Origin of the sequence: Kitasatospora purpeofusca, assembly GCF_036010405.1 — a bacterium.
Lineage (GTDB): Bacteria > Actinomycetota > Actinomycetes > Streptomycetales > Streptomycetaceae > Kitasatospora > Kitasatospora purpeofusca.
Genome location: NZ_CP108561.1, coordinates 45,947 through 68,962 on the forward strand (window position 1 = coordinate 45,947; position 23,016 = coordinate 68,962).

At 70.7% G+C, this 23,016-nt stretch carries 23 protein-coding genes and 1 pseudogene; 13 read left to right on the forward strand and 11 right to left on the reverse strand.

Features of this window, described 5'->3' with window-relative positions; translation table 11 throughout:
- The first annotated feature begins 6 nt into the window (after positions 1-6).
- The gene (locus tag OG715_RS00215) at positions 7-522 is read left to right on the forward strand and encodes an abortive infection family protein (RefSeq protein ID WP_407661080.1); all 516 of its coding nucleotides are present in this window, start codon (positions 7-9) and stop codon (positions 520-522) included.
- Between the two features lie 75 nt (positions 523-597).
- On the opposite strand, the gene OG715_RS00220 is transcribed toward OG715_RS00215, so the two are convergent.
- A complete protein-coding gene (locus tag OG715_RS00220) occupies positions 598-1,080 on the reverse strand; it encodes a GNAT family N-acetyltransferase (RefSeq protein WP_327063452.1) in 483 nt (160 codons plus the stop codon).
- A 798-nt stretch (positions 1,081-1,878) separates the two neighbouring features.
- Here OG715_RS00220 and OG715_RS00225 point away from each other — a divergent pair.
- The 5 genes from OG715_RS00225 (at position 1,879) to OG715_RS00245 (ending at position 5,748) form a co-directional block, all read left to right on the forward strand.
- The gene (locus OG715_RS00225) at positions 1,879-3,111 is read left to right on the forward strand and encodes a S1 family peptidase (RefSeq protein ID WP_327063453.1); all 1,233 of its coding nucleotides are present in this window, start codon (positions 1,879-1,881) and stop codon (positions 3,109-3,111) included.
- A 21-nt stretch (positions 3,112-3,132) separates the two neighbouring features.
- Complete coding sequence (locus OG715_RS00230; RefSeq protein WP_327063454.1) at positions 3,133-3,630, forward strand: hypothetical protein; 498 nt, start codon at positions 3,133-3,135, stop codon at positions 3,628-3,630.
- Between the two features lie 494 nt (positions 3,631-4,124).
- Positions 4,125-4,598 (forward strand): hypothetical protein, encoded by a 474-nt coding sequence (locus OG715_RS00235; RefSeq protein ID WP_327063455.1) that lies wholly within the window; start codon positions 4,125-4,127, stop codon positions 4,596-4,598.
- Positions 4,599-4,908: 310 nt separating this feature from the next.
- Complete coding sequence (locus OG715_RS00240) at positions 4,909-5,190, forward strand: hypothetical protein (RefSeq protein ID WP_327063456.1); 282 nt, start codon at positions 4,909-4,911, stop codon at positions 5,188-5,190.
- 189 nt (positions 5,191-5,379) lie between these two features.
- On the forward strand, positions 5,380-5,748 hold the full coding sequence (locus OG715_RS00245; protein ID WP_327063457.1) for a transposase: 369 nt from the start codon (positions 5,380-5,382) through the stop codon (positions 5,746-5,748).
- A 763-nt stretch (positions 5,749-6,511) separates the two neighbouring features.
- Here the strand turns inward: OG715_RS00245 and OG715_RS00250 are convergent.
- The gene (locus OG715_RS00250; protein ID WP_266315396.1) at positions 6,512-6,892 is read right to left on the reverse strand and encodes a peptidoglycan-binding domain-containing protein; all 381 of its coding nucleotides are present in this window, start codon (positions 6,890-6,892) and stop codon (positions 6,512-6,514) included.
- 596 nt (positions 6,893-7,488) lie between these two features.
- Here OG715_RS00250 and OG715_RS00255 point away from each other — a divergent pair.
- Together OG715_RS00255 and OG715_RS00260 are read left to right on the forward strand one after the other, a co-directional pair.
- Positions 7,489-8,856, forward strand: a complete 1,368-nt coding sequence (locus OG715_RS00255) for a tetratricopeptide repeat protein (protein ID WP_327063458.1) — start codon at positions 7,489-7,491, stop codon at positions 8,854-8,856.
- Positions 8,857-9,523: 667 nt separating this feature from the next.
- Positions 9,524-10,432 carry a hypothetical protein gene (locus tag OG715_RS00260; RefSeq protein WP_327063459.1) on the forward strand — a complete coding sequence of 303 codons (909 nt, stop codon included), beginning with the start codon at positions 9,524-9,526 and terminating at the stop codon, positions 10,430-10,432.
- A 25-nt stretch (positions 10,433-10,457) separates the two neighbouring features.
- Here the strand turns inward: OG715_RS00260 and OG715_RS00265 are convergent, their stop codons facing one another.
- The 3 genes from OG715_RS00265 to OG715_RS00275 all read right to left on the reverse strand — a co-directional run bounded on the left by OG715_RS00265 (position 10,458) and on the right by OG715_RS00275 (position 11,932).
- Complete coding sequence (locus OG715_RS00265) at positions 10,458-11,105, reverse strand: hypothetical protein (protein ID WP_327063460.1); 648 nt, start codon at positions 11,103-11,105, stop codon at positions 10,458-10,460.
- A 292-nt stretch (positions 11,106-11,397) separates the two neighbouring features.
- Complete coding sequence (locus OG715_RS00270) at positions 11,398-11,553, reverse strand: hypothetical protein (protein ID WP_327063461.1); 156 nt, start codon at positions 11,551-11,553, stop codon at positions 11,398-11,400.
- Between the two features lie 130 nt (positions 11,554-11,683).
- Positions 11,684-11,932 carry a hypothetical protein gene (locus OG715_RS00275; RefSeq protein WP_327063462.1) on the reverse strand — a complete coding sequence of 83 codons (249 nt, stop codon included), beginning with the start codon at positions 11,930-11,932 and terminating at the stop codon, positions 11,684-11,686.
- 703 nt (positions 11,933-12,635) lie between these two features.
- On the opposite strand from OG715_RS00275, the gene OG715_RS00280 reads away from it, so the two are divergent.
- The 3 genes from OG715_RS00280 to OG715_RS00290 all read left to right on the forward strand — a co-directional run bounded on the left by OG715_RS00280 (position 12,636) and on the right by OG715_RS00290 (position 15,373).
- Positions 12,636-13,187, forward strand: a complete 552-nt coding sequence (locus OG715_RS00280; protein WP_327063463.1) for a YciI family protein — start codon at positions 12,636-12,638, stop codon at positions 13,185-13,187.
- A gap of 142 nt (positions 13,188-13,329) precedes the next feature.
- Positions 13,330-14,229, forward strand: a complete 900-nt coding sequence (locus tag OG715_RS00285; RefSeq protein WP_327063464.1) for a HEAT repeat domain-containing protein — start codon at positions 13,330-13,332, stop codon at positions 14,227-14,229.
- A gap of 646 nt (positions 14,230-14,875) precedes the next feature.
- Complete coding sequence (locus tag OG715_RS00290) at positions 14,876-15,373, forward strand: hypothetical protein (protein WP_327063465.1); 498 nt, start codon at positions 14,876-14,878, stop codon at positions 15,371-15,373.
- 378 nt (positions 15,374-15,751) lie between these two features.
- Here OG715_RS00290 and OG715_RS00295 read toward each other — a convergent pair.
- A pseudogene (locus OG715_RS00295) lies at positions 15,752-15,988 on the reverse strand (DIP1984 family protein); the annotation flags it as partial.
- Positions 15,989-16,197: 209 nt separating this feature from the next.
- On the opposite strand from OG715_RS00295, the gene OG715_RS00300 reads away from it, so the two are divergent.
- The gene (locus OG715_RS00300) at positions 16,198-16,830 is read left to right on the forward strand and encodes a hypothetical protein (protein ID WP_327063466.1); all 633 of its coding nucleotides are present in this window, start codon (positions 16,198-16,200) and stop codon (positions 16,828-16,830) included.
- Positions 16,831-17,056: 226 nt separating this feature from the next.
- Here the strand turns inward: OG715_RS00300 and OG715_RS00305 are convergent, their stop codons facing one another.
- Complete coding sequence (locus OG715_RS00305) at positions 17,057-17,338, reverse strand: hypothetical protein (RefSeq protein WP_327063467.1); 282 nt, start codon at positions 17,336-17,338, stop codon at positions 17,057-17,059.
- Positions 17,339-17,734: 396 nt separating this feature from the next.
- On the opposite strand from OG715_RS00305, the gene OG715_RS00310 reads away from it, so the two are divergent.
- Positions 17,735-19,345 (forward strand): RICIN domain-containing protein, encoded by a 1,611-nt coding sequence (locus OG715_RS00310; RefSeq protein WP_327063468.1) that lies wholly within the window; start codon positions 17,735-17,737, stop codon positions 19,343-19,345.
- A 305-nt stretch (positions 19,346-19,650) separates the two neighbouring features.
- Here OG715_RS00310 and OG715_RS00315 read toward each other — a convergent pair whose 3' ends face one another.
- The 4 genes from OG715_RS00315 to OG715_RS00330 form a co-directional block, all read right to left on the reverse strand.
- Positions 19,651-20,865, reverse strand: a complete 1,215-nt coding sequence (locus OG715_RS00315; RefSeq protein WP_327063469.1) for an MFS transporter — start codon at positions 20,863-20,865, stop codon at positions 19,651-19,653.
- 136 nt (positions 20,866-21,001) lie between these two features.
- On the reverse strand, positions 21,002-21,313 hold the full coding sequence (locus OG715_RS00320) for an ArsR/SmtB family transcription factor (RefSeq protein ID WP_030394462.1): 312 nt from the start codon (positions 21,311-21,313) through the stop codon (positions 21,002-21,004).
- Between the two features lie 155 nt (positions 21,314-21,468).
- Positions 21,469-22,380 carry a hypothetical protein gene (locus OG715_RS00325; protein WP_327063470.1) on the reverse strand — a complete coding sequence of 304 codons (912 nt, stop codon included), beginning with the start codon at positions 22,378-22,380 and terminating at the stop codon, positions 21,469-21,471.
- 249 nt (positions 22,381-22,629) lie between these two features.
- The gene (locus tag OG715_RS00330; RefSeq protein ID WP_327064191.1) at positions 22,630-22,896 is read right to left on the reverse strand and encodes a hypothetical protein; all 267 of its coding nucleotides are present in this window, start codon (positions 22,894-22,896) and stop codon (positions 22,630-22,632) included.
- Between the last annotated feature and the right edge of the window lie 120 nt (positions 22,897-23,016).

Sequence of the window (23,016 nt, forward strand, 5' to 3'; positions counted from 1 at the left end):
GCCGGGATCGCCGAACTGCGCAACCGGCGCTACGGCACCGGCCACGGACAGGCCTCCGCACCGAACGGCCTGGGCGCCCGTCATGCCCCCCTCACCCCGCAGCGCGCCCTCACCCGGTGCGAACTAATGCTCGACACCCTCCGCGACCCCGAGGCCCCCTGGCGAAAGGCCCCGGCCGGCCGGCAGCGACGGACCCGGCTGCGGCATCGGTCAGGGCTTGCGCTTGAGGAGGAGCGCAAGGATGGTGCGGGCCTCTCGGGGGCGGGGATGGGGACGGCGGGTCAGTGGGTGGCGAGTTCCTGGAGCTGGTGGGCGATGTCGCCGGTGGGCAGGGTGAACGGACCTCAGACCTCGTCGACCTCACCGGGCAGGCCCTCGAGGACCTCGCGCAGGACGGGGTCCGGGCTCGGCCGAGCAGTGGGAGAAGGAGCGAGCAGAGGCTCCGGTCGATACCCGGGAAGCCGTCACCGTCCACCCCGCCACAACCCCAGCCGCCTCCGAGAGGATCCGCAGCAGTCCTGAACGCAGCGGAGCGGTCCACAACGACGGCGTAACCACCCTCGGCCTCCACGGCGGACGCAGCGGGCGTGGCCCGGGTCAGGGGCGGTCGGCCGGGGCAGGGCCGCCGGGCAGGTCCCGCTCGTAGTGGACGAAGTGGTCGGCCGGGACGAAGGTGTCGTAGAGGCGGCGGGCCGGGTTGTCGTGGGCGGTGAGCCAGTGGACGCGTGCCCAACCACGGACGGCGGCGAGGTCGAAGAGGTCCTCGAGGAGCAGGCGGCCCGCGCCCAGCCCGCGGTGGGCGGGGTCCACGAAGAGGCCCTCCAGGTAACAGACCTGGCCGGTGAGCCACGTGCTGTGGTGCAGCACGCTGTTGGTGATGCCGATCACCGTGCCGTTGTGCTCGGCGACGCGGCCCAGCAGTGGCTGGTGCGGATCGAGGAGCCGTCGCCACGTGGAGTCGGCGACCCCCGCGGGCACGGTGGACTCGTAGAAGTCGAGGTATCCAGCCCACAGTCGGCGCCAGTCCTTCTCGTCGGCAGCGGCAAGGTCACGGATGGTGATCGGGGGGATTTCGGACATCTCGGCTCCAGGTGAGAGTGTTCGGGGGTGCTGGCGGGCGTTGCGGGCGAGCAGGGTCGTGGCGTCGGCTGGCACGGCGAGAGCACGACGTGTCGCACCGCTCCCGGTCGGCGGCCTCGGCCGGACTCCCGGTGATCGTCAGCTTGTCCGCAGGCACACCGTAGCGGGCCGGGCACCAGCTGACTGCGGACAGCCGGCCGGGGCAGCGATCGGTCGGCCGGCTGGGGCGGGGCGGGAGCGAAGGTCGGCGTGGACGGTCTTGCCGTAGGGCTCGGGGGCGACACCCCAGTGCCCGCCGGTGAGGTGGTGGACCAGAGCCGGGCCACCGCCGGACTCCGCCGCAGGCCCCGCGTCGAGACGGCCTTGCGGCTGCGTGAGCGCGGCAGATGCGCCCAGCCGCTCACCGCCTGTGGCAGTGCCGGGCGCAGCGAGGGTGACGGCACCGTCGCCGACGCTCTTGCGGTGGCCTGTCGGCGGGAAGACCCGTCCTGGCGGCAAGCGGCGGTCGACGCTCACGGGCCGCCGTCCGGCAGGAGGTCTGAAGGCGCTCCGGCGGCCGGCCAATCGCAGGCCGGGTGGGCGGAGCGCCCGTGTGCCGGACGGGCCGGCGTGGCGGGCCTCACCTGCGGGTGGGCACACGCGATGGTCCAGTCTCCGGCCCGCTGATCGCTTTCGTGGCGCGCCGCCCACTCGGTGGCGTGCGCGGGCGCGCGAGGTGCTTCCGGCCCTCGTCCGGGTGACAACCCGGACGTCCGCTGGATCGGAAGGGCCGTTCCGTGGCGTACTGGCCGGGTGCGCATGACGACGACGGGTCTGCTCGGGGCCGCGCTGCTGGCCGGGCTGAACGTGCTTCCGGTCCAGGCCGCTGCCGCGCCGTCCTTGCCGCGGGACGGCGGTCCGGCGGCGGAAGTACTGGCGCGTCAGGAGGTCCTCGACCGTCTGGCCGACGAGATCACGCGGGTGCCGGAGCACGAGCGTTCCCTGGTGGCGGGCTACGCCGGTCACACCGTGGATCCCCGGCACGGTCACCTCGACCTGTACTGGCACGGCAGACTCCCCGACCACGTCACGAAGGTTCTCGCCGCCGCCCCCACGGGGGTCACCGCGGCCGTGCACGAGGCGTCGTACACGTTGCGGGAGTTGCGGGCGGGGCGGGACCGGCTGGTGGGCGCGGTCGTCCGGGGTGAGGCGGGGGCGGTGTGGACGTCGGCCGGCCCGCTGGTGGACGGGTCCGCCCTGGCCGTCGGCTACACCCCCGACGGGGGCGGCCGCCACGGCGTGGCGACTGCCGGGGAGGTGTCGGCCCGGGCCGCCGCGGTCGCCGGCGTGCCGGTCACGGCGGTTACCGCCGCCGCGTCGACGGCCGCCTCGACCCGCCACAGCGACGCCAGTCCCTGGAGCGCCGGCGCCGAGCTGACCACGCCCGGCAACGGCTGGTGCACCTCCGGGTTCGGCGGCTGGCGGGGTACGACGGCCGTGCTGCTCACGGCCTCGCACTGCGGCACCTCCGGCACCTACAGGACCGGTGCCGGAGCGGTGGTCGGCACGGCCACCGACTCCGACACCGGCCTGGACACCACGGTCATCGACGTCAACGGGACGCCGTCCGGGAAGTACTTCGACGGCGGCTGGGACAACGGCAGCGGCTACGCGAAGCGCGTCGTCGGCGCCGGGCGCAACAACGTCGGCGACCTGGTCTGCGCGAGCGGGGCGATGAGCGGCATCCACTGCTCGCTGAGGATCACCGCCACCGACGTCGCCGCCGAGGTCAACGGCCAGTGGCGCACCGACCTGGACACCGCGACCAGGACGGACGACTCCACCGTCGCCGTCGCCAAGGGCGACAGCGGCGGCCCGGTCGTCGCCAGTGTCAACGGCGGCGCCGACATGCAGGCCAGAGGCATCATCTCGGCCGGCACCGGCAACCCGGTCGTCTGCGGGTCCGTGGCAGCGCCGACGACCTGCTGGGACAGCCTGCGGTTCGTACCGATCGCACCGATCGTCTCCAAGTTCGGGCTCTCACTCGCCTAGCAGCAGAAAGGGGGAGCACCCGTGAACGGGACCACCGGCCGCGTGCTGACCACCCTCGGCGTCCTGGCCCTCGCGTGCGGCGCGGCCGCGGCCGCCGACACCCCGCCCCGCGGCCAGGACCTCGCCGACCTCCAGAACGCCATCCACCGCGCCGGCACCGGACCCGCCACCTGGCACGTCACCACCGTCTCCGCCCACCCCGGCGACAGGCTGCAGAGCGTCGAGGTCGTCGGCTCCCTCGACGACGCACGCAACGCCCTGGAACGGCAGTTCCCCGGCCGCACGACCGTGGTGCGGGGCCACGCCGGCCAGGACCTGCTGTGGGACCGCGGCCAGGACAACGCCCTCGAGGCAGCCCTGCTGGCCGTGGACCGCGGCGACTGGCAGGTCTTCGAGACCGGCCCCGCACCCGACGGCCGCACCAGCGTCGGCGTCGTCGGCGACCTCACCGCCGCCCGCGCCTTCCTCGACACCCACTACCCCGGCCGCACCACCGTCCACGGAAACACCGGCCCCTGACCCGGACGACCGGGGCTGCCTACGACCGGAGTGCCACCGGCCCCAGGAGGCAACCTGGCTCGGTTCATCACTGGTGGCTCTGGCATGGATTCCTTGGATTGGGCCGAGTCCCCTGGCGACACGACAGTCGGCCGTCACGTTCCAGCTGCCGCCGGGCCTGGGTGAGGCAGTCGAGATGGTCGACCCCGCCGAACTCCGTACGCGAGCCGGCATCGAGGAGTGCGACGAGGGCCGGGGAAGCACTCACCCCGCCAACAGGGCGCGTCTGCGGAGGAGATTTGAAGCCACCCATGCCCGCGCGGGCACGGGCGGCGGCCAGGCGGTAGGAGTCGCTTCCGGTCTCCGTGATTGGCTGCGTAGGTCCGGTCGGAGAGCGATCGGCAGCCGGTGGGACCCGAAGTGTCGGTGAGAAGTAGCAGCACCTACCGCTCCGTTGAGGTGGCGATGGCATTCGCTCCTCGGGCTCCGTATTCTTCGGCGGGGAGGTAGCCGCGTTGGAGATCACCGTTCAGTGGATCAGGACGTCCTGGACGAAGCAGTCCCGCGGCGGGGAAGCCGCTGCGCGGAGGAATGCGACCCCGGTCGGGTTCGCCGTGCCGCAGGACTGGGCTTCGTCCGCGCATGTGGTCCGGATGCACGAACGGGACGGCTTCGAGCCGCGTGAGAGTCGGGAGGAACTTCGCGGTGTCGACGTCGGCCTTCGCGAGGCCGACGGGCGGCTGCGTGTGCTTCCCCGCGTGGATCCCCTGTTCGGCTTGCCACCTCGACCGCGCAGGCCTCCGGCTGTGCGTCTCCTCCCGGGCCAGTGGGTCCGGTGGCAACTGAACTACCGCTTCAGCAGCGCGGCAGGGGTGCGGGACTGGTCGTACTGGCTGGACACGTTCAACGTCGCCTACGGCCCTGCTGACGCCGACCTGTTCCTGTCGGCGCCGACAGTGTTCATCGATGAATGCGGGCCAGTGCGGTAGCTCGACCGCCCGGTGATCAGCTGCTGGCGCGTTCGGCCTGGGGCCCCTTCGCAGTGGTCCGCAGGAGCTGCGCAAGAACCGGACAGCGGGACCCCTGTCGCCCCTGCCGCGGCCGGCATATCGCCAGTGCATACAGGTGCCCAGCCGTGGCAGGATGACCTCATGTTGATCCGAAAGGGCGATGCCGCGTAGGCGTCCCGAGGCCGTCCGTGCAGAGCGGTGGCGGCCACGATGGCAGTATCCGGTCATGAGGGTGCCTGGCGTCTCCGCGCGGACTCGCGCAGCGATCCGCCGGGTCGAGGACCAGGAGATGTGGCCCAACGCGGTCGCCAAGGCAATCTCGCGTTTCGAGTGGGCTTTTGGGCAGCCCGGACGCTACCTGGACGCCTCCGCGTTTGATTCGCCGGGGGTGGGAGACGCCCGTGATGACCTGGAGTGGGCGATGCTGCACCTTCCGCCCGGAGCCAAAAGGGACTTGGGCCGATTGATCACGCGTATCGATGAGGAATTCGAGCGCCGCACCTTGCCGGAGCCCAACTACGGCGAGTGGGCGACGACGCGCTGGTGGTGGACCAGAATGCGCGATCGCTGACGGTCTCCGGGGTCGTTTCCCTACCTGTAGTCGACGAAACCTGCCACCCTCCGCAATCGCTCCCCGGGATCTGGCTCTGTCGCATGCCTGGCATCGAGGTGTGGGTCGAGCGGCTGGTGCTGACCGATACCGAGGTACGGGTCGCTGTGTCGTCTCGGGCGGGGTGTCCGCAGCGTCACCGACTGGATCATGCGCAGACCCGAACACCTCACCGACGTCGAACGCAAAGGTCTCGACGAGCTGTGCGGACGGAACACCGCCCTCGCGACGACCATCGAGTACGCCCGCCGCCTCGCGCTGATGATCCGCGAGCGTCGCAGCGAACACCTCGCCCTCGACGTCTGGATCGCCGACGTTCGCCTGGACGGCCAACGCGAACTCCGGACCCTGGCCAACGGCATCCGACGCGACCACGCAGCCGTCCGGGCCGCCCTCACCACGACCCACACCTCCGGAGCGGTCGAAGGCAACGTGACCAGGATCAAGCTGTTGAAGAAGCAGATGTACGGGCGTGCCAACTTCGATCTCCTGCGGCGCCGCATCCTGCTCTCACCATGATCACGAGGCTCCCACCCCCGAAATAGCGACAGAGCCCGGAAGCTGAGCCAGAACCCGTTCACATGAGCAAAGCCAGGGCGACGGTGGCCGGGGAGGCCGGAGCAGCGGCCGGGGCGCGCCCAGTGGCCCGGCACGGGAGTGAGGGGCACGTACGGCTCGGTCCGGATGCCACGGCGCGGCGGCGGGCGCGGCCGGGGCGAAGGTGACCGGCACCTCGGTCGGCTGCTGCTGGGGTGCTGCGGTGCCGGGCGGCCAGGTCATGGCCTGGACGGCGTGCGTGGGGCCGGCGAGCAGGTCCAGCGGCGCCAGGCCCCCAGTGCCGGGCGAGGGCGTCGACCTCGTCCAGGCCCCACGGCTGCGCACCGGACTGACGGCGGGACACCTTGTCCTGGGGCAGGCCGATGCCGGCGGCGAGCTCGACCTGGCTCTCGCTCCGGGAGCACCTCGTCGTGGTTGTTGAGCACGCAGGCGGTGACGGCGGGGACGATCCGCTGGGCTTTCGGGGTGTCGGGGCCGTTGAAGTGGTCGGTGCGGCTCACGGGGTGCTGGTGCTCCTCTTCAGCGGTTCGACTGTCCGCGAAGCCTCCGACAGGCCACCCCCGCGGTCTCCTCGACTGTCCGCAAGATGTCTGTTCGTCCAACCGAATGGGCCGGGCCGCCACGCACGTGTGCGTGGCGGCCCGGCCCATTCAGCAGCAAGCAGAGCCATCCAGTGCCGAGGGTGGGCTGCCGACCGGGCCGCTCCAGGGCGATCGTCAGGCTGCTACCGCAGGGTGGGGATATAGCTGCGGCAAAAGCTGAACAGGACACTGTCGGAGATCTCGTTGTCAAGATAGTTGCCGGTACGCGGACCGACGACCCCATCGGCGTCCAGACCGTTGAGGTCCTGGAAGTACTTGACCTCCTTGAGCGTGTTGGCCCCGAACACAGAGTCCACCTCCAAGGAGTGACCGTAACGGCGGGTCTCCTCGAAGTACATGTTCAGGGCGAGCTGCACGCACCTGACGGCCGTACCTGAGTCTCCGTAACGGATGTTGCGAGCGTTGGGATTGGCCGTCGCCGCCGGTGCGCAGAGGCCGATCAGCAGTCCGGCAACAGCGGTCAGAATGCTGCCGCGAACGGCAATCCTTCGTCCGATCCTCACAGTGTTCCCCCATCGGGTTGCAATCTGGCGGGCTTCTGTACCCGCTCCTTGCCGAGGCATTCCCTTGGCTTGGTCAAACCCTAGAGCCGAACTCGACCGTCAAGAGGAGCTGTTTCCCGTCCCGCCCGGAGACCTCGGATCGTCTCAGCCCGCTGACCAGGGATTTGAGAAACCGGCAGACACAAAAATGGAGACGTCCCACACTTCATCTTCCGACGCCAGAACAACCGGAACGCTTCGTTGGCCAACCTGTAGCCGGCAGGTGCGGGAGAGTCGGGCCCGGACTCCACCGAAGCCGACTGGCTCGGCGTCCGGGCGCAGGCCAAACGCTCGAATGCAGCGGGAACGGGAGATGGGCCACTCGACGGCGACCTCGACCGAGCGCAGGGTACGTATTGCCTTGCCGGGGCACGCTGGGACCGCACAGCGGTGCGAGCCCCCGCGTCCGTCCTACGGCACGTCGCAAGGAAGGGTCAGCGCCCGCACTCCTCCGGCACCAGCCGGTGAGCGGGCTCTGCGCAGGTCAGCCCCCTCGGACACTGACTGCGACAGGATCCGGGCCGGGTGTGTCGGGGGCGGCAGCTAGGGTGCGGGTCGTGGACACTGCTGATCTTGATGACCCGGCCCTCACCGTGTCGGACTGCATTCCGGTGTCGCTGGTGACCCGGCTTCTGGAACTCGGCCACGAGCGGGAAGTGGAGCTCCAGGCCGGACGCGGGGAGTGGGTCTGCGCCCTGGAGTGGTCACGGCTCCTCGGCGACCGGGGGCAGTACGACCAGGCGCTGGACGTGCTCGGACCGTATATCGCGACGGGCTGGTGGCCGGCCGCCCGGGCCCGGGCCGATCTGCTGGAAGGGTGGGGCAGGGAGCAGGAGGCGATCGATCTGTCCCGCCCCTACGCGCGGGCCGGCGACTCGTTGGTCCTCGACTTCTTCGCGCGTCTGCTGGCCCGCCACGGCCGGGCCGCCGAGGCGTTCGCGCTGCTGCGGCCCGGGATCGAGGGCTGGTTCCTCGCCCGGGCCCTGGTCGACGTCGCCGAAGCCGCGGGCCGGGACGAGGAGGTGGCGGCGCTACTGGAAGCCCGGATCGAGGCCGCGGTCCCGGCCTGTGACGACCCCGACTGCCACCGGCTGCGCATGGAGCCGTCCAACGCCTTCGCCCTGCTCGCCACCGTCCGGGAACGGCAAGGCCGCGTCGACGAGGCGATCGCCCTGCTGCGCCGCCGGGAGGTCACGTCGGTCAACAGCCGGGACGCGCTGGCCGATCTGCTGGCCAGGCACGGACGGATCGAGGAACTGCGCGCGTACGCCGACTCCGAGTACCACGGGCACGCCGCGCGGAGTCTGGCCGAGGTGCTGGAGGAGAGCGGCGACGTGCAGGGGGCGACCGACGTCTACCGAGCCTTCGCCGAGAAGCCCCACGGCATGTGGCAGGTGGCCCATCTGCTGTCGCAGCTCTTGCTGCGGCACGGCCGCGCCGACGAGGCGATCGCGGTGATGCGCGCCCTGGCGGACTCCCCGAACGGCGCGGAGGACTACGTCGTCGACACGTTGTGCACCTTGTACGCCGGGCACGGCCGTGCCCGGGAGGCCCTGGCCTACCTCGACACCCTCAAGGAGCGGCGGGGCGGTGAGGAGGAGTGGGACTTCTTCCGGATACGGCTGCCGCTCATGGCCGCCTGCGGCCTGCGCGACGAAGCGATCGAGCAGGCCCGGGCCCACCCCGAAGGCGGCACCTGGTACGCGGCCTGGTCCCTCTCGCACCTGCTTGCCGAGGCCAGCCGCCGCGAAGAAGCCGCCGCTGTCCTCGAACAGCACCCCGATTCCACCAGTACTCTCCTCGCCCACCACCTCGTCGACCTCGGCCGCGTCGAGGAAGCCGTCCGAGTTGTTCAGGCCCGACCGAGCGCCGCCCCGGCCCCCGACCCCTCGGGCACCGCCTACTCCGCCGAACCACCGTTCTGACGCCGTTCCACACCCGCTCGTCTTCTGCGGCCACGTCCGCCGGAGCCGGCCCCCGACAGGGCGCGAACGGCTGACGGGTCGTCGGATCTCCTCTAGCCTCGTTGCCACGGGGCTCCGGATGCCGCACGAGTCCTGTCGGCGAGGGGAGGCGCGGTGGGCGCGGACGATGCTCGGGACAAGCGGCGGGTGCTGGACGACGCCGCGGCGTTCAGAGCCCGGGGGGACCTCGCGCGGGCGGCGGCGGTTCTGGAGGAGCGGCTGAGGCGCGCACCCGACGTCGAACTCCTCACCGCCGGCGGCCCAACCCGCACCCCGGTGTCCTGCTGGACGGCGACCGGGACGCGACACGTGTGCTGGCCGCCGTCCTGCGCTATTTCGACGCGGACGACGACCGTCCGGCGGTGACGGTCCTCGCCGGCGCGAAACCGCTCGGCCTGCTCCATCGCCGGGACACCTACAGCCTTCCGCCACCCGCGTTGAGCACGCGCGACTACGGGGCCTCCGACCACGCTGCCCTGCCGGGCGACGTGCGCTACGAGATGATCACCATGTGCTGCCCGGCGGTGGACTGCTCCTACCGTCTCGCGCTGATCCTCCATCCGCTCCGGGCGCCCCGCTGCCCGGTTCATCCCGAACGGACCCTGGCGGTGGTCGGACGAGCGGCATCATGCCTCCCGGTCTGCTCCAGGACCACGGACGCCGCGTCTCGATCACCGGCACCCTCCCTACGCTGGCCGTCCTGCTCACCGTGCTGGCGGAGCTCGCCTCCGGCGCGCCCACGCACATGCCCAGCAGGGAGCGGCTGGTCGGATCGCTCGAGTCGCTCGTGCCCGGCGAGTGGGTCCTGCTGTTCCTGGGCGTGACCGTCGCGGCACTCGTCCTGCAGCCGCTCCAACGGCAGTTGGTCCGCTGGCTGGAGGGCTATCCGCTGATGCGGGGCCCGGGCGCGGTCCTGGGGCGTGCGCTCGTCGCCCGCTGGCGGCGGCGCTGGGAACGGCTGGACGCACTGCAGCAGAGGGTCGACCCCCGCCCCGCAGACCTGCCGGCAATGGCCGCGGCCGCTGCCCGTCTGGCCAGGCTGCCGCGTTCGCCGGACCGGCTCATGCCGACCGGTCTCGGGAACACGCTCCGCGCGGCCGAGGACCGGCCCGCCGACACCTACGGCCTCGACGCGGTGGCCGCCTGGCCGGAGCTGTACGCGCTCCTCCCCGAGTCGACGGCGACGCTCGTCGACGACGCCCGTGACCAGTTGGACACCACCTGCCGGACGGCCGCGGCCCTCGCCCTGATGGGCGGCCTCTCGGCGGTCATCCTCCCGCCCAGCCGGTGGACGCTCCTGGCCGTGGCGTTCCTGCTCGCGTCCGTCCTCACCTACCGGAGCGCGATCGGCGCCGCCGAGGGCTACGGCCGGCTGGTCAACGCGGCCGTGAACCTGCACAGGTTCGACCTGTTGACGGCTTTCCGGCTGCCGCTGCCCGCCGACCCGGCCGAGGAGCGCGATCGTTTCCGCGCCCTCTCGAACCACCTCCGCCAGGGGCTGCCCGTCACCGGGCCCTACGAGCACGGGTCCCCCTGACCTCGGCGGAGGATGCCGCGTCCCGTCAGGGTGCGGCAGCCTTCTGGATACGGGGGACGAAGAGCTGGGCCAAGGAGTGGACGGTGGCCGGGTCCAGGGAGCTGCCTCCCCCGTCCTCCAGCCTTACCTCGGCGATGACCGTTCCCAGGCACATGATGAGGCCGAGGCCGTCCGAACCACCGGCGTTGCGGTAGTACGCGTGCCCCTCGACGCCGGGGACCGGTGCCACCTCCGCCTTGGCGTATTTGGCCGACCAGTCCTTCTCTTTGCTGCACGCAGCCTCGGCGGCCTTCTTGTCCGCGTAGGCCTGGATGTCGAAGTAGGCGTTCTCGCCGGCCGCCTCGAACTTCACCGAGCCGTTCGCGATGCGGGTGCAGTCCCAATGCGTGTCCGGACCGCACTCCGCCGCGGACTTGGGTTGTTCCTCGATGTTCGCGCGGCCGGTCTTCGGTTTCCAGCCCTTCATCGCCCCCGGGTCGGGGAGCGCCTGCCGGATCCGGTCCTCGGTGTTGAACACGGTGTCGAAGTCCGCCTTGCCGCCCTTCGGCTTGCCCGAACCCGCACCCGTGCCCGCATTCGCTCCCGCTGCCGACTTGTCGCCAGCCGGCGGCTTCTCACCGATCGGATCGGAGCCGCCGCCACCACAGGCGGTGGCGAAGGCCGCCGGCGCCATCAGAACCGCCACCCTCGAACCAACGCCGGACCTCAACTGCATTGCCCGCTCCCCTTGGCTCATCGGACCAACCCCATCAGGCTGTCGCATCGTCAGATGATCATGGCAGCCGACTCCGATGATGATCAAACGGAGCCCAGCCTCGGAGACGATCGCGACGGCTGCTCCGCCCTCGGCACCGACCGCAAGGCGCTGAGTTACGCGGCACCGTTCCCCGGAGCAGGTCAGGGCGGAGTCCACCGAGAAGGGCGACACTGCCGTCGTTTCCCATGAACGTCCAGAGTGCCGGTGATCACTGAACGCCGCCGGAACCCACGAACAAACGCTGTCGGTCGAAGTGAACGAAGCCGGTCGCCGGGTCGGGTGCGAGGTAGTTCGAGGCCATCGTCCACAGGCGGCCGGAGATCGTCGCGATGCCCCGCCCGGCGGTCCCGATCGCCTTGACCACACTCCTGGCCGCGGGCTCGTACTGCTGCCGACCCCGAGACGGGCCGCGCCCCGCTCCTCCTCGAGCCGGACGCTGAAGCCCCCGTACATGCCGGGCACCGTGAACCACAGCGCAGGGTCGGGCAGCTCGGTCAGGACACAGACCTGCGGCGCACCAGAGTCACCGTGACACTGAAGTACTCGGTGCGGAACCGGATCAGGGCGTGCAGAAAGTGTTCCATCGCCCGCAGATCGAGTTCCGGCACCGGGTGCAGCGGCACCGGTTGCAGAATCGGCACCAGGGCCTCACGTCCGAGGCGGGTGGCGAGGTCGACGGGGCGCTCGCCGTCGGCGGAGCGCAGCGTGCGCCAGGCGCCGGCTGCCAGCAGTCGCTCGACCACCTCAGTCGGGGCGTTGTGCCGGGCGGCCTGGTGCAGCGGCGCCCGACCGCTACGGCCGGCGACCCGCCAGGTGTTGACCAGGCCCGGCGACTTTTCCGCCGCCGCCAGGACCTGCGCCCAGCAGCGCGTGTGTCGGCACGCCTGGAAGTGTCCGGAGGGTCACGTCTGGTGGCACTGGGGCGGACCGGCCTGCAGAGCCCCTGGATCCCTGTCCCCACCCCCAGCTGTTCCGGCGGTGAGTACTGGCCGTTGGCCACTGCCCGCTGACCGCTGCCCGCGACCTCGGACTCACGAGCTCAGTGGCCGGTGTCGGTCAGATCTTGAGGGGCCGGTCGCACGGAAGTGCCGAGCCGGTCTCGTCCATCTGTCCGGTCGCCGTGTTGTCCGCGGACAGCACCAACCCCTTCGTCATTCGGCCCGCCTCCGACCCAGAGGCGCGGAAGGGGCTCGGTTGTCCGGCTGACGCCGGAGTGCATAGCCCTCCTGTTCTGCTGGTGACACATGCGGCGGTCCTCGCACGACAGAGGCCGGTCCCCCGGTGAGCGAGGCCGACCCACGCCGCCTGTCCCTCGCCCTCGGCATCGACGAGTGACCGCGATCCACCACGCGAACTCGGCGCGTGTGCGTCCGGGTGGGGCTGCCGAGCGCCCGGCGCAGGGAAACCCATTCGACCGGGCCGCCTCCCTGAAGGGACCATGGGGGCATGGAGTTCCTCTTTTACCACCGCGACCGGCCCGGTTCCCTGCCGCTGCGCGACGAGCTGCTGGAAGAGCACTGGTCCTACATGGACCAGTATGCGAAGGAGATGATCGCCCGGGGCCCGACCCTCACCGACGACGGCGACACGCCCACGGGCAGTGTGCACATCCTCGACCTGCCCGATCCCGCCGCTGCCCGCGCGTTCGCCTTCGAGGAACCGGGCTACCAGGCCGGCGTCTACCGGGACGTGCTGCTGCGGCGGTGGCGCAACATGCTGGGGCGCACCATGTGGGACTTCCCCGGCGGCCGCACCGGGGGCAACCGGTATCTGGTGCTCGGCCTCGGCCAGGGGCAGGCTGCCGACCTCGCCGTGCCGGCCGACCGGGACGAGCTGATCGCCTACGGGCCGCTGCTGTCCGACGACGGCGCCACCTGGCTCGGCACGGCGGTGCTGCTCCGGGCACCGGACCCGGAGACGGCACGCGCCGTCCTGACTCCGGACCGGTACGCCGACATCGAGGTGCACAACTGGCAGTTCGGCGGGCGGCCGTCATAGCCCGACGACGTAAGGGCGGGTGAGGCAGAAGGAAGGTCAGGTGGAACGGTGGGGCGGGGCCGGTGCGTCGGTGAGGTGGCACGAGGGCGGGCAGGGGTTCCGAGCGGCTGCGCCGGACGACGTGCGGGCCGTGGTGGCCGACATGGCCACGGAGGTCAAGGACGGTCTGCGCTACGACGCTGTGCCCTGGGCCCGCTTCCACCACTGCTTCGGATCCGGAAGCGACGTTCCCGCCCTGCTGGAGGACGTCCGCCTCGGTGACGACGAAGCCTCCGGCCGGGCCCTCGGCACGCTGTGGGACCGGTTCTGCCATCAAGGCGGCACTTCCGCCCCGGGAGCCCTGGCTGTTCCTTTCCTGATCCGTATCGCGCTCGCCCACCCGCGTCACCGCGCTGATCTCCTGCTCCTGGTCGGCGCGGTCGCCCGACGCCAGCACTTCGGCGACGGCTCACGCACCGGTCTCCTGCGCGCGGGCGACCTCGCCGGTTCCGTCCGGTTCGAACCGAGCGGCTACCCGGGGAACTGGTCGGTCGAAGCGGCCCGCAATGCCGTGGCGGCGGACGCGGAGCTGCTGTGCTTCCTGCTCGACGACCGCGAGCCGGCCGTCCGCCAGGCCGCCGCCTACGCGTTGGCCGCCGCACTGCCGCCGCCGGCCAACGCCGCGTCCTCCCTGCACGCCCTCCTCGCACGTGAGGACGACCCCGTGACACGGGCCTGTCTGGTTCTGGCGATCGGCCAGCTCTGCCAGGAGAACGGCGATCCGGCCACCGTGACACAGCTGCACGAGTGGTGGCACCACCCCGGCCCACCGACGGACGTGCGCGTGAGCGCCGCCCTGGCCTGGCTGTGCCTCGTGGATGACTCCATCCCCGCCGAGATCGACGCCCTCTTCGACACCGCGGTCACCGACGAGCTGACAGCTCTCCTTGCCCCGGTCCCCTGGCTGCGCGACGCCCAGGACGGCGTCAGGGGCAACGGCCTGCTCGTGTGCCTCGACCAGATGCGGAATCCTGACGACTTCCCCTGGCTGGTCGAATACTGACCCGTCGCGATCAAGCTGTGCCACTCGTGTACGCACTGCAACCACCCGACCTGCCCCGGAGCCGGGGACGATCCGACGGCGCCCGGGGCCTGTACCTCCGCCACCTCAGCTGCGGCGAGGTCCAGGAAATCAGGCTCGGGATCAGCGTGCTCCAACTCCTCCCGGAGGCCGACGGCCAGTCGACAACGACTCCTTGACTCGAACGCCGAGCTCGCACGCGCAACCCTGGAAGGACGGTCACGGACGCTGGGACGGTTCGACCGACGTCGCTCCGGAGGGTGCCCAGAGGCGAGCGTGCCTCAGAGCGGCCCGGCTACCGTCCTGAGCGGAGGCCACACGAATTCACATGACAGTTGCGAGTCGGCTCCGCGATCATTGGCCAATGACCATGAGACCGGACCTTCTCAGTCTGAGCATCGTGTGCCCACCGCTCGACGAGGGCTGCGTGGAGGTCCGCCCGATCGTCAATGGCCGGGATCTTCTGGCCGAGATGCTCCCCGCCGGTGTGGGAGGCTCCCGGTACCTGGGAGTAGGCCCCCGGTACCTGTTGGGCCCAGACGGGCCGTTGCACGCCACGGCGACGCCACACGAGGTTCGTCTCGCTCGGTCCGGGTGCGGCGTGGAGGAGTGCTGTGGTGCCCTGTACATGACGGTCAGGCGTGACGGGGATCTTGTTGTCTGGACGGACTGGCGCGACCCGGCCAACCAGGACTTCGACCTGCCGGAGCTCCGGTTCACCGCAGGTCAGTACCAGGCCGAGGTCCTGCGAGCGGAAGAGGACCGCGGTTGGGAGTGGCCAGCAGGAGCGGTTGCGCGGCTGCTTGAAGCGGGGCTGAGGAGACGCGGGGACGGGCTGGCCAGATGGGACTGCGAGTTGGAAGGCGTCTGGGCCTCCCGCAACGAACCGGATCGAATCCACGTCGTCCTGTTGCATCCCCGCAACCGGGCCGACGCGGACCGGCCCTGGCTCCAGTTCGGGATGACCCTCCCGATCTCCGCAGACGACCCGTCAAAGCAGGCCGAGCACCTCGAAGCGCGGCTGACCGCAAGCGATCCCCGTGCCACCGCCGAGGTCTGGGGAGGTTCGCACGATGCCGAGCAACTGGGCTACCCATGGCCGCCGGTCGACCCACTGTCCGTGTGAACGGTCACGAGGGGCGACGTTGGGCCTCTCCTGACCATGGGCATCCACCGAAACCGTCATCCCCATGGCGAAACGTGACCGTACGGGTGGGGAATTGCGGCGGGCTCTGGCGCGGAGTAGGTGCGAGGGCCGTGATGGTGTTCACGGCCCTCGCACCGGGTGTGGGGAACCCCGTTCCCGCCCTCGTCGTCCGGATCTGCACGTGGTGGTGAGCTGTGCGATGTGCTCTGTCACCTGTACGCGATGCTGAGCTGCACTGTTGATGGGGAGTTGAACCCCTGCGTTGCTCTTCACGCGCCAGGGGCCGGATAGACCGCCGACCCGCGGTGTGTGCACGCCTCCGTGGCGACTACCTGCTTCCCACACCCAGCTTGTGGGTCAGTCCTCGATCAGGTCGATCTCCCAGTTGGTGCGCTGGATCAGGGTGTCCACGTCGCGGATCTCCTTGGCCAGGGCGTCCGCCCGGGCGCGGAGCTCGGCGACCGGCAGGGCGGAGAGGATCCTGAGTTCGGATCGCAGCTGGCGTACGGCTCCGCGCTGGTCGCGGCCGGAGGCGGCGTCAGCGGCCGCGGTGGTCACCGAGTGGCGCAGGCGCAGGACGTCCCGGCGGCCCCGGCGATCACTTTCTCTACCGGATCGACCTGTGGCCCACCGCCCGGACGCGCGAGCTCGACGTCCTCAAGCAGGGACCGAACCCCTGGGCCGGACAGACCGTCCCGGGCAAGAACCACGAACCTGCGGCACCGATCCGAGTACGGATGCTCAGGAGCCGCGCCGGGTCGCGCGCGTACGGTGGCGGAACAAGACGCAGCAGGGGGTGCGGGTTGTCCGGCAGGGAGTGGGTGAAGGCGGCTCTGGTCGCGGTGGCGGGTGTCGCTGTCGTGTTCGGGGTGATGGTGGTGCTGGTGATCGTGGAGTGGTGGTCCCTGGCGTCCGAGGACCACTCGTCCAAGCCCGCGCCGGAGGTCGTGCGCCACTCGCCGGAGCAGTTCGAGGAGCTCGGGGAGCGGACCGTTCAGGACACGCTGGGCGGGCTGGGCCTGGTGCTGAGCGACAGTGGCTGTACGGTCGACCGGCACGGGCAGCGCTCGGACGGTACGGCCAGCAAGCTGGCCACCTTCGACCGGCGGTTCACCTCCCGGACCAGGATCAGCGCCGCCCACCGGCAGGAGATCGAGGACCGCGTCCAGGCCGCGTGGCGGCAGCACAACTACTGGCAGGAACCTTCGGTCCGGACCCCGAACGGCCCGGGCCAGGGCCCGGACCTCCTCAGCGCCGACACGTCGGAGGGCATCGGCGTGTGGGTCGCGCTCTCGCCGGAAACCGACGGGACGCTCACCCTCACCATGTCCGTCAGCGACACCTCGTCGCCTACGCACCGGAGTACGCCCGCCCGCTCTCGCCCCTGCGACCGGACACCGAGGATGCCTACTGGTCGCACTGACGCGAACCGGTGACGGGCGGGCCGCGGGCGTCGCGGCGCTGGTGCGAACCAGCGGGGCGGTGTTCGGGCTACCGCCGGCTGCGGCGATCGATCCCTGCAGACCGCGCACCCGAATCCCGCCGACCAGGACCGGGGCCGGAACATCCCCGGGCGCCCTCGAGCCCGCTGGGCGGCGTGCGCGAACGGGGGAACCGTCAATCGGCAGGGTCAGGGCGGGATGGGTCGGTGAGTGCCTGTTGTCAACCGGCTTCGGTCTCGTCGATCAGGTACTGGAGCTCGTCGAAGACCTGGAGGACGACGACGACCAGGACGTGGTCGGCGACCAGGAACTCGACCACGACGCCGGGAGCTGCGTAGGCCTTGCGCAGGTGCTCGTCGGGGCCGATGGGTGCTGTTGCCGTCTTGTGGTACGGGTCACGGGCGAGAACGACGAGGGCGCGCTCCAGGAGGGCGCGCCGCTCGGCGGGCAGGGCATCGATGGTCGCCTTCGCCTCGACGGTGTACTGCACGCGGTACGTCATGCCCGCCACCATAGCCGCAGCGCCGGGCGGACCGGAACGCCGCCCGAACACAAACCCGAGGCTTTCACACCCTTCGCCGATCGACGGCCGGCCTCCTGTGCGCGGGGCGGTTGTCAGGTTCGTCCTCGGTACGGGATGTGGTTGCCCGGCTCCAGGACCGGCTCGACCCATGCGGCTGCGAGAGCACCGGTCGCCAGGTGAGCGTGCCGCCCCCGTCGTCGGCGAGGTCCGTCCGCACGCGTGGCGTGAGGCGTATCCGGTAGCGAAAGCCCTCGACCTCGACGGTGCCGCAGTCCCCGCCTTCCGGGCCCTGCGGTGCGGTCGAGGCCGGCGCGACCTGCCAGTCGGCCCGACGGAAGCATCGAGGGCGACGGGATCTCCGCCCGGTCCGTCAGCGTGACGTCGCGGAACGGCAACGTCGACCAGGGCGTGGCTGCCGTGCCCGATCTGGTCGATGTACGGAGCAGGGACGGCGACGTCGAGCTGGGCCTGCCGGAATCGAAGTACGCGGTCCGCACGGCCGTGAAGAAGGGCGACGTCGCCGTGAACGTCGCGAAGGACGACGCGAGCGGCCATTGCGTGACCGTCGGACCCGCAACGGCAGCATCGTCGTCGGCAAGGGCGGGAAGTCCTGGACCCTCTCCTGATTCAACTCCCGCTTTCCTGAGGGAAGTAGGGGCACTTGAAGGTAACCACCCTGCTTCGCATAACGTGCCCGCGTGGCCTTGGTGGCGCATCAAACCCTCTCGGATCTGCGGCAATCGCCCGTGGCGGGCGGTGGGACGGGTCGCGGCAAACGGCCTGCACCGTGCACCGGTCCGAGAGCGCGGCCCCGGCCGCAGTGCCGTGGAATCGAGAGAGGAAAAGATGAATCCGCCTTCCCCGAGAGTTCGAGCCGGTCTGTTGAGACTGGTGCCCACGTCCCTGGCGACAGCCCTCCTTGCCGCCGGCATGTCCGTCACTTCCTTGACGAGCGGCACGGCGCGCGCCGCGGAGTTCGCCGGCAACCCCTGCCCGACCGCGGAGAGCATGTACTGCACCCGGCTGTTCCTTGACGGCGGCGTCGCCCTGGGCGTGGACACCGGGCGGGACACGGTGAACCAGGTCATGCTGACACCTCTGGGCAGCGGCCCGAACAGGGCCTGGCGGCTGACTCCGAACTGGGACAACGGAACCTTCCGGATCCAGAACGTGGCACTGGGGAAGTGCCTGAAGACCAGGGCGATGTCGACTTCGCTCGCGCCGGTGCAGTTGGAATCATGCGGTTCCGGCGGTGTGGAGGCGGACTGGTACGTCCACCCCACATCCACCGGGTTCATGATCCGGAACGCATGGCAGAACCCCTGCCTCTCCCCCGAACGAGCGGACCTCACCCCCGGCAGGCCGGTTCGCCTGATCACCTGCGACGGAAGCGAGGCACAGTCGTGGGAGGTCCCCTTCGGCCACGACCCGAGCCGGCCTCCCGTGCGCGGACCGCGGGAGCTCGCCCTCACGTACGCGACCAAGATATGCCAGAAGTACAAGACGGAATGCTCATGGGACATGGAATCGGAATCGTCCTCGGAAATGCTGCCGGAGTCCTGCGTCTCGGACGCCTGGTTCAACGACAACGACCATCCGGACGGCATGACCCATACGTTCTCGGTACACAGAACGAACGGGTGGTCCCACGAACTGGGCAGTGAAGTCGAGCTGGGGCTGGAAACCGGCGCACTGTCATCATTGATCGCCAAGGTCACCGTGAAGGTGAAATTCTCCTTCAAGAAGGTCTGGTCCGGCTCGGAAGCGGTGGGGAACCAGGTGACCGCGAAGATACGACCCAAGGAATACGGCTGGGTCACCCTCTCCAGGGCCGCCACCAGGATCACCGGCACCTGGACATTCAGCGCCAACCATCTTCCCTGGACCGCCAGGGACACGATCGCGATGCCGATGACGAGCGCCGCAAACGGCCAGCCCACCCTCTACACCGTCCATTCGTCCCCGAATCCGCCCATCTGCAAGTAACGCTGCGCGCAGCCGGGCGGCGCAGCCGGGCCTGCCGGGAACGGAGCGGCGGACGACCAGCGGCACAGCGCCGTCGGCCGTCCCGGAGAAGGTGGGGCGCCGCTGGCGACAGCGGTGCCCCACCTTCTCCGGGCATCGGCGCCCTGCGGGGCGCACGGGGCAAGCACCTCGTACAGGTCGACCGGGTTCGTGGGCACAGGTCTCGACGGTCGAAGAGCGACCGAACGAGACGCCGCCCCGGGCGCGGGGCGGCGCCGGGCGTTTCGTGGCTCTTCCGCGGCCTTCACCCGTCCTGTGCCCCGGTGTCAGGACCGCACGCGAGTGCGCCTCCCTGCCCGGTCCGCCCTCCCCTCGCCTGTCCCCTCGCCCGGCGCCTCGGGCCCCAGTCGGCGGCGCAGCAGCACGGCGGCCAGTGCCGCCAGTGCGAATGCCGCTCCTGCCCATGGGAGTTGGCGCGTGCCGACGGTTGCGACCACCAGGCCGCCGCCGGCGCTGCCGATCGTGATGCCGAGGTTGGAGAAGGAGATGAAGAGGCTGTTGCCGAACTCCGGGGCGTCCTGGGCGTCCCGGGCGAGCCAGGTCTGGCCGACGACGAGTCCTCCCGAGTGGACCGCGCCCCACAGGAGCACTGCGAGGACGGTAGGGACGGCCCACGGGCCGACGGTGTGGAGGAGGGCGTAGAGCAGCGCACAGAGGACGGGGAAGGCGGTCACCGTCCGGACCGGGTCGCGTTCCAGCAGCCGACCGAAGAGGAGGTTGCCGAGGACCATCACGACCCCGAAGGCCATCAGCAGCGCACCGATCGTCGATCCGCCCAGGTGCGTGACGCGTTCCAGGTACTCGGCGAAGTAGCCGTAGACCGAGAACATCGCCGCGAAGACGAACACCACGGCCGACAGGGACAGCCACAGCCGGGGGCGGTTCAGAATTCCCAACTGGTCTCCGTAGGAGAGCCGTTGCCCGGCAGGCGCGGACGGGAAGAGGGCCAGGATCCCGACCAGGGCGAGCAGGTTGGCTCCGGCGCCGAACCAGAACGCGGCCGCGAGGGAGAAGTGTTCGGCGAGGTAGGAGGTTGTCGGCACACCGAACGCGAAGCCCAGCGTCACCCCGGCGAAGACGGTAGTGGCGGCCCTGGTGGCCTTCTCCGGCGGCACGAGCCGGGTGGCGGCGGTGAGCGCCACTGCGAAGAACACCGGATGGAAGAGCGCCGGCACGATCCGGAAGACGAGCATCACCGCGAAGCTGTCGGTGAGCGCGTAGACGGCGTTGGAGGCCGCGAACACCGCGAGCGCAGCCGCCAGGACGGCCTTGCGCCGCACCCCGGAGGCCAGCAGCGTCGCGAACGGGCCGGCCACGGCGACCACCAGCGCGAACACCCCCACCAGCCACCCGGCCGTCGCCGCCGGCACGCCGAGTTCCTCGGAGATCCGCGGCAGGACCCCGACGACGCCCATCTCCGTGGTGATGATGCCGAACACCCCCAGGGAGAGGGTCAGGACAACAGGACCGGTCTTTCCCATAACTGCCTTCCGCCGTCCGGCCGTGCGCGGGCACGGCTGCGCCGCCCCGCCAGACCGAGCTACAAATCTAGATAATTAGATGGGTTTTCGCGCGGAAAGGGCACACCCCTCCCCCGCACCGACCCGGGAACGAATGTCAGAGCTCGTCGCGCACGTACGCCGCGAAGGCGGCGATCGTCTCCTCGTTGCGCCGGTAGAACGTCCACTTGCCGACCCGCTCCGACACCAGCAGCCCGGCGTCCCGCAGAATCTGCAGGTAGCCGGAGACCACCGACTGGGCCAACCCGGAACGCTCCCGGATCTCCGTCACGCACACGCCGATATGGAAACCGACACCGCGCTCGCGGTAGTACTCCTCGTCCCAGTAGAGCTCCGGCGTCTTCAGCCAGCGCAGGAACTCCGCCCGCGCGGGATTGGCGAGCGCCTTGTGAACGGCCAGCGGATCCACCGCACACCCCTTTCGCGAGCAGGACCTCCCGGGACGTATCTAATATTCTCGATACGAAGAAACGTGTCAACCCGGAACCCCGGCACCGGGCCTGCGCGGCCGGGCCGCCCGACCGGGCGGATGCGCGGGCGGGCGGCTCGGTGGGGCGTTGCCGGTCAGCTGGCGGCGGCGGTCGGGGCGGGGAAGGTCTCGCGAGGTCCGAAGTCGGTGTAGGTCACCGTGATCACCGTGGTGACGGTCGTGCCGTCCTTGGGGATCTTCATGGACTGGGTATGCGCCAGGACGCGGCCGGCCCGGTCGATCCACACGTCGATCTGCTTTCCGCTGACGCCCTTGTCGACCAGCTTCTTGTACTCCTCGGGATCGATGGCCTTCATCTGGGCGGCGGTCATGCGGGCGCCGAGGTGATAGGCCGGGACGCCGTTCTTCTGCTCCATCCCCTTGCGGGCAGCCGGGCCGACGTCGACGAGTGCCTTGACGTAGTCGCCGATGCTGTCCGACCGGGTGTCGCCCGCGGTGCTCGACGGGCTCCAGGCGCCGCCCGGCTTGCTCTTGTCCCGCACGAAGACGGCGCTGCCGGTGTTGACCACCTCCATCCAGAACATCGGCTCGTCGCTGCCGGTGATCGTCATCTTCGTCTCGGTCCGGCCCTCACGGGTCGGGGTGTTGAAGTTCACCCGGCCGCTGGCGTTGATCACGGAGCCCTGACCGTCCGCCGACGCGGTCGTCTTCATGGTCTCGGTGGCGGCGTACGGGGTCCGGTCGGCGTTGGCCAGGGCCACCGCCGGGTCGAACGCGCCGGTCGCGTCGACCGGCGCGCCGGTGGCAGTTGCGGTCGGCGTCGGCGTCGGCGTGGCGATCGGGGTGGGCGTCGGAGTCGCAGCCTCCGTCGTCGAGGACGGGCTCGGAGTGGCACTCGCACTCGCGCTCACGGTGGGACTGGCAGTGGCCGGGGCACCGGCGGCCGACGGCGCGGATTTGGCGCCGTCGCCGTCGTTGCAGGCGGCCACGGCGGACAGGGCTATCAGCGTGGCGGCGGCGGTCAAGGTGGTACGGCGGATCTTCACGAGTTCTCCGTCAAAGGGGATGATCAGGGAGAACACTTTCACGGACCGCTGACATTCTCGAAAGCGTTGACGACCGGCTTCACACCGAGCCTGCGGTGCCGTGACACGCACCCTGGCGAACTGTGGTTCTGTCGCGCGTTTCTGACACCGTCCGAGCCGGTGGCAGGGTGGGTCGACGGATTCGTCCGAGACCGGATCGGAACAACCCCGCCGGAGAGGCATGCCGTCGGCGGGGCGGGAGGAACCCGGTCAGCCGCTGTCCCCGAGCCAGTCCCACCGACGCGGATCCGCGGGGCGGGGCCCGTAGTGAGCGCGGCCGCCGGAACCGAAACTGCCGATCTCGGTGGGCAGCGCGGCGCCGTCGGCGAGAGCGTCGGCGCCCCAACCGGTGACGTCCAGGAGCAGACCGTCGAGCGACCCGCCGCACAGCTCCCGGTAGACCCGGCCGGGCCGCGGACCCGGGTCGTCATGGTCCGCGCCGTACACCCGGCCCCGCATCAATGCCTCCTCGTCCATGCTCGCCAGCATGGCGCGCGGCACTGACATCGGCCGACGTCCGGGTTCCGGCGGACGGCTCCTCCGGCGGCGGGGCGCGACGGTGGGACGCGACGGACGGCCGGGCGCTCGCAAGGGCCT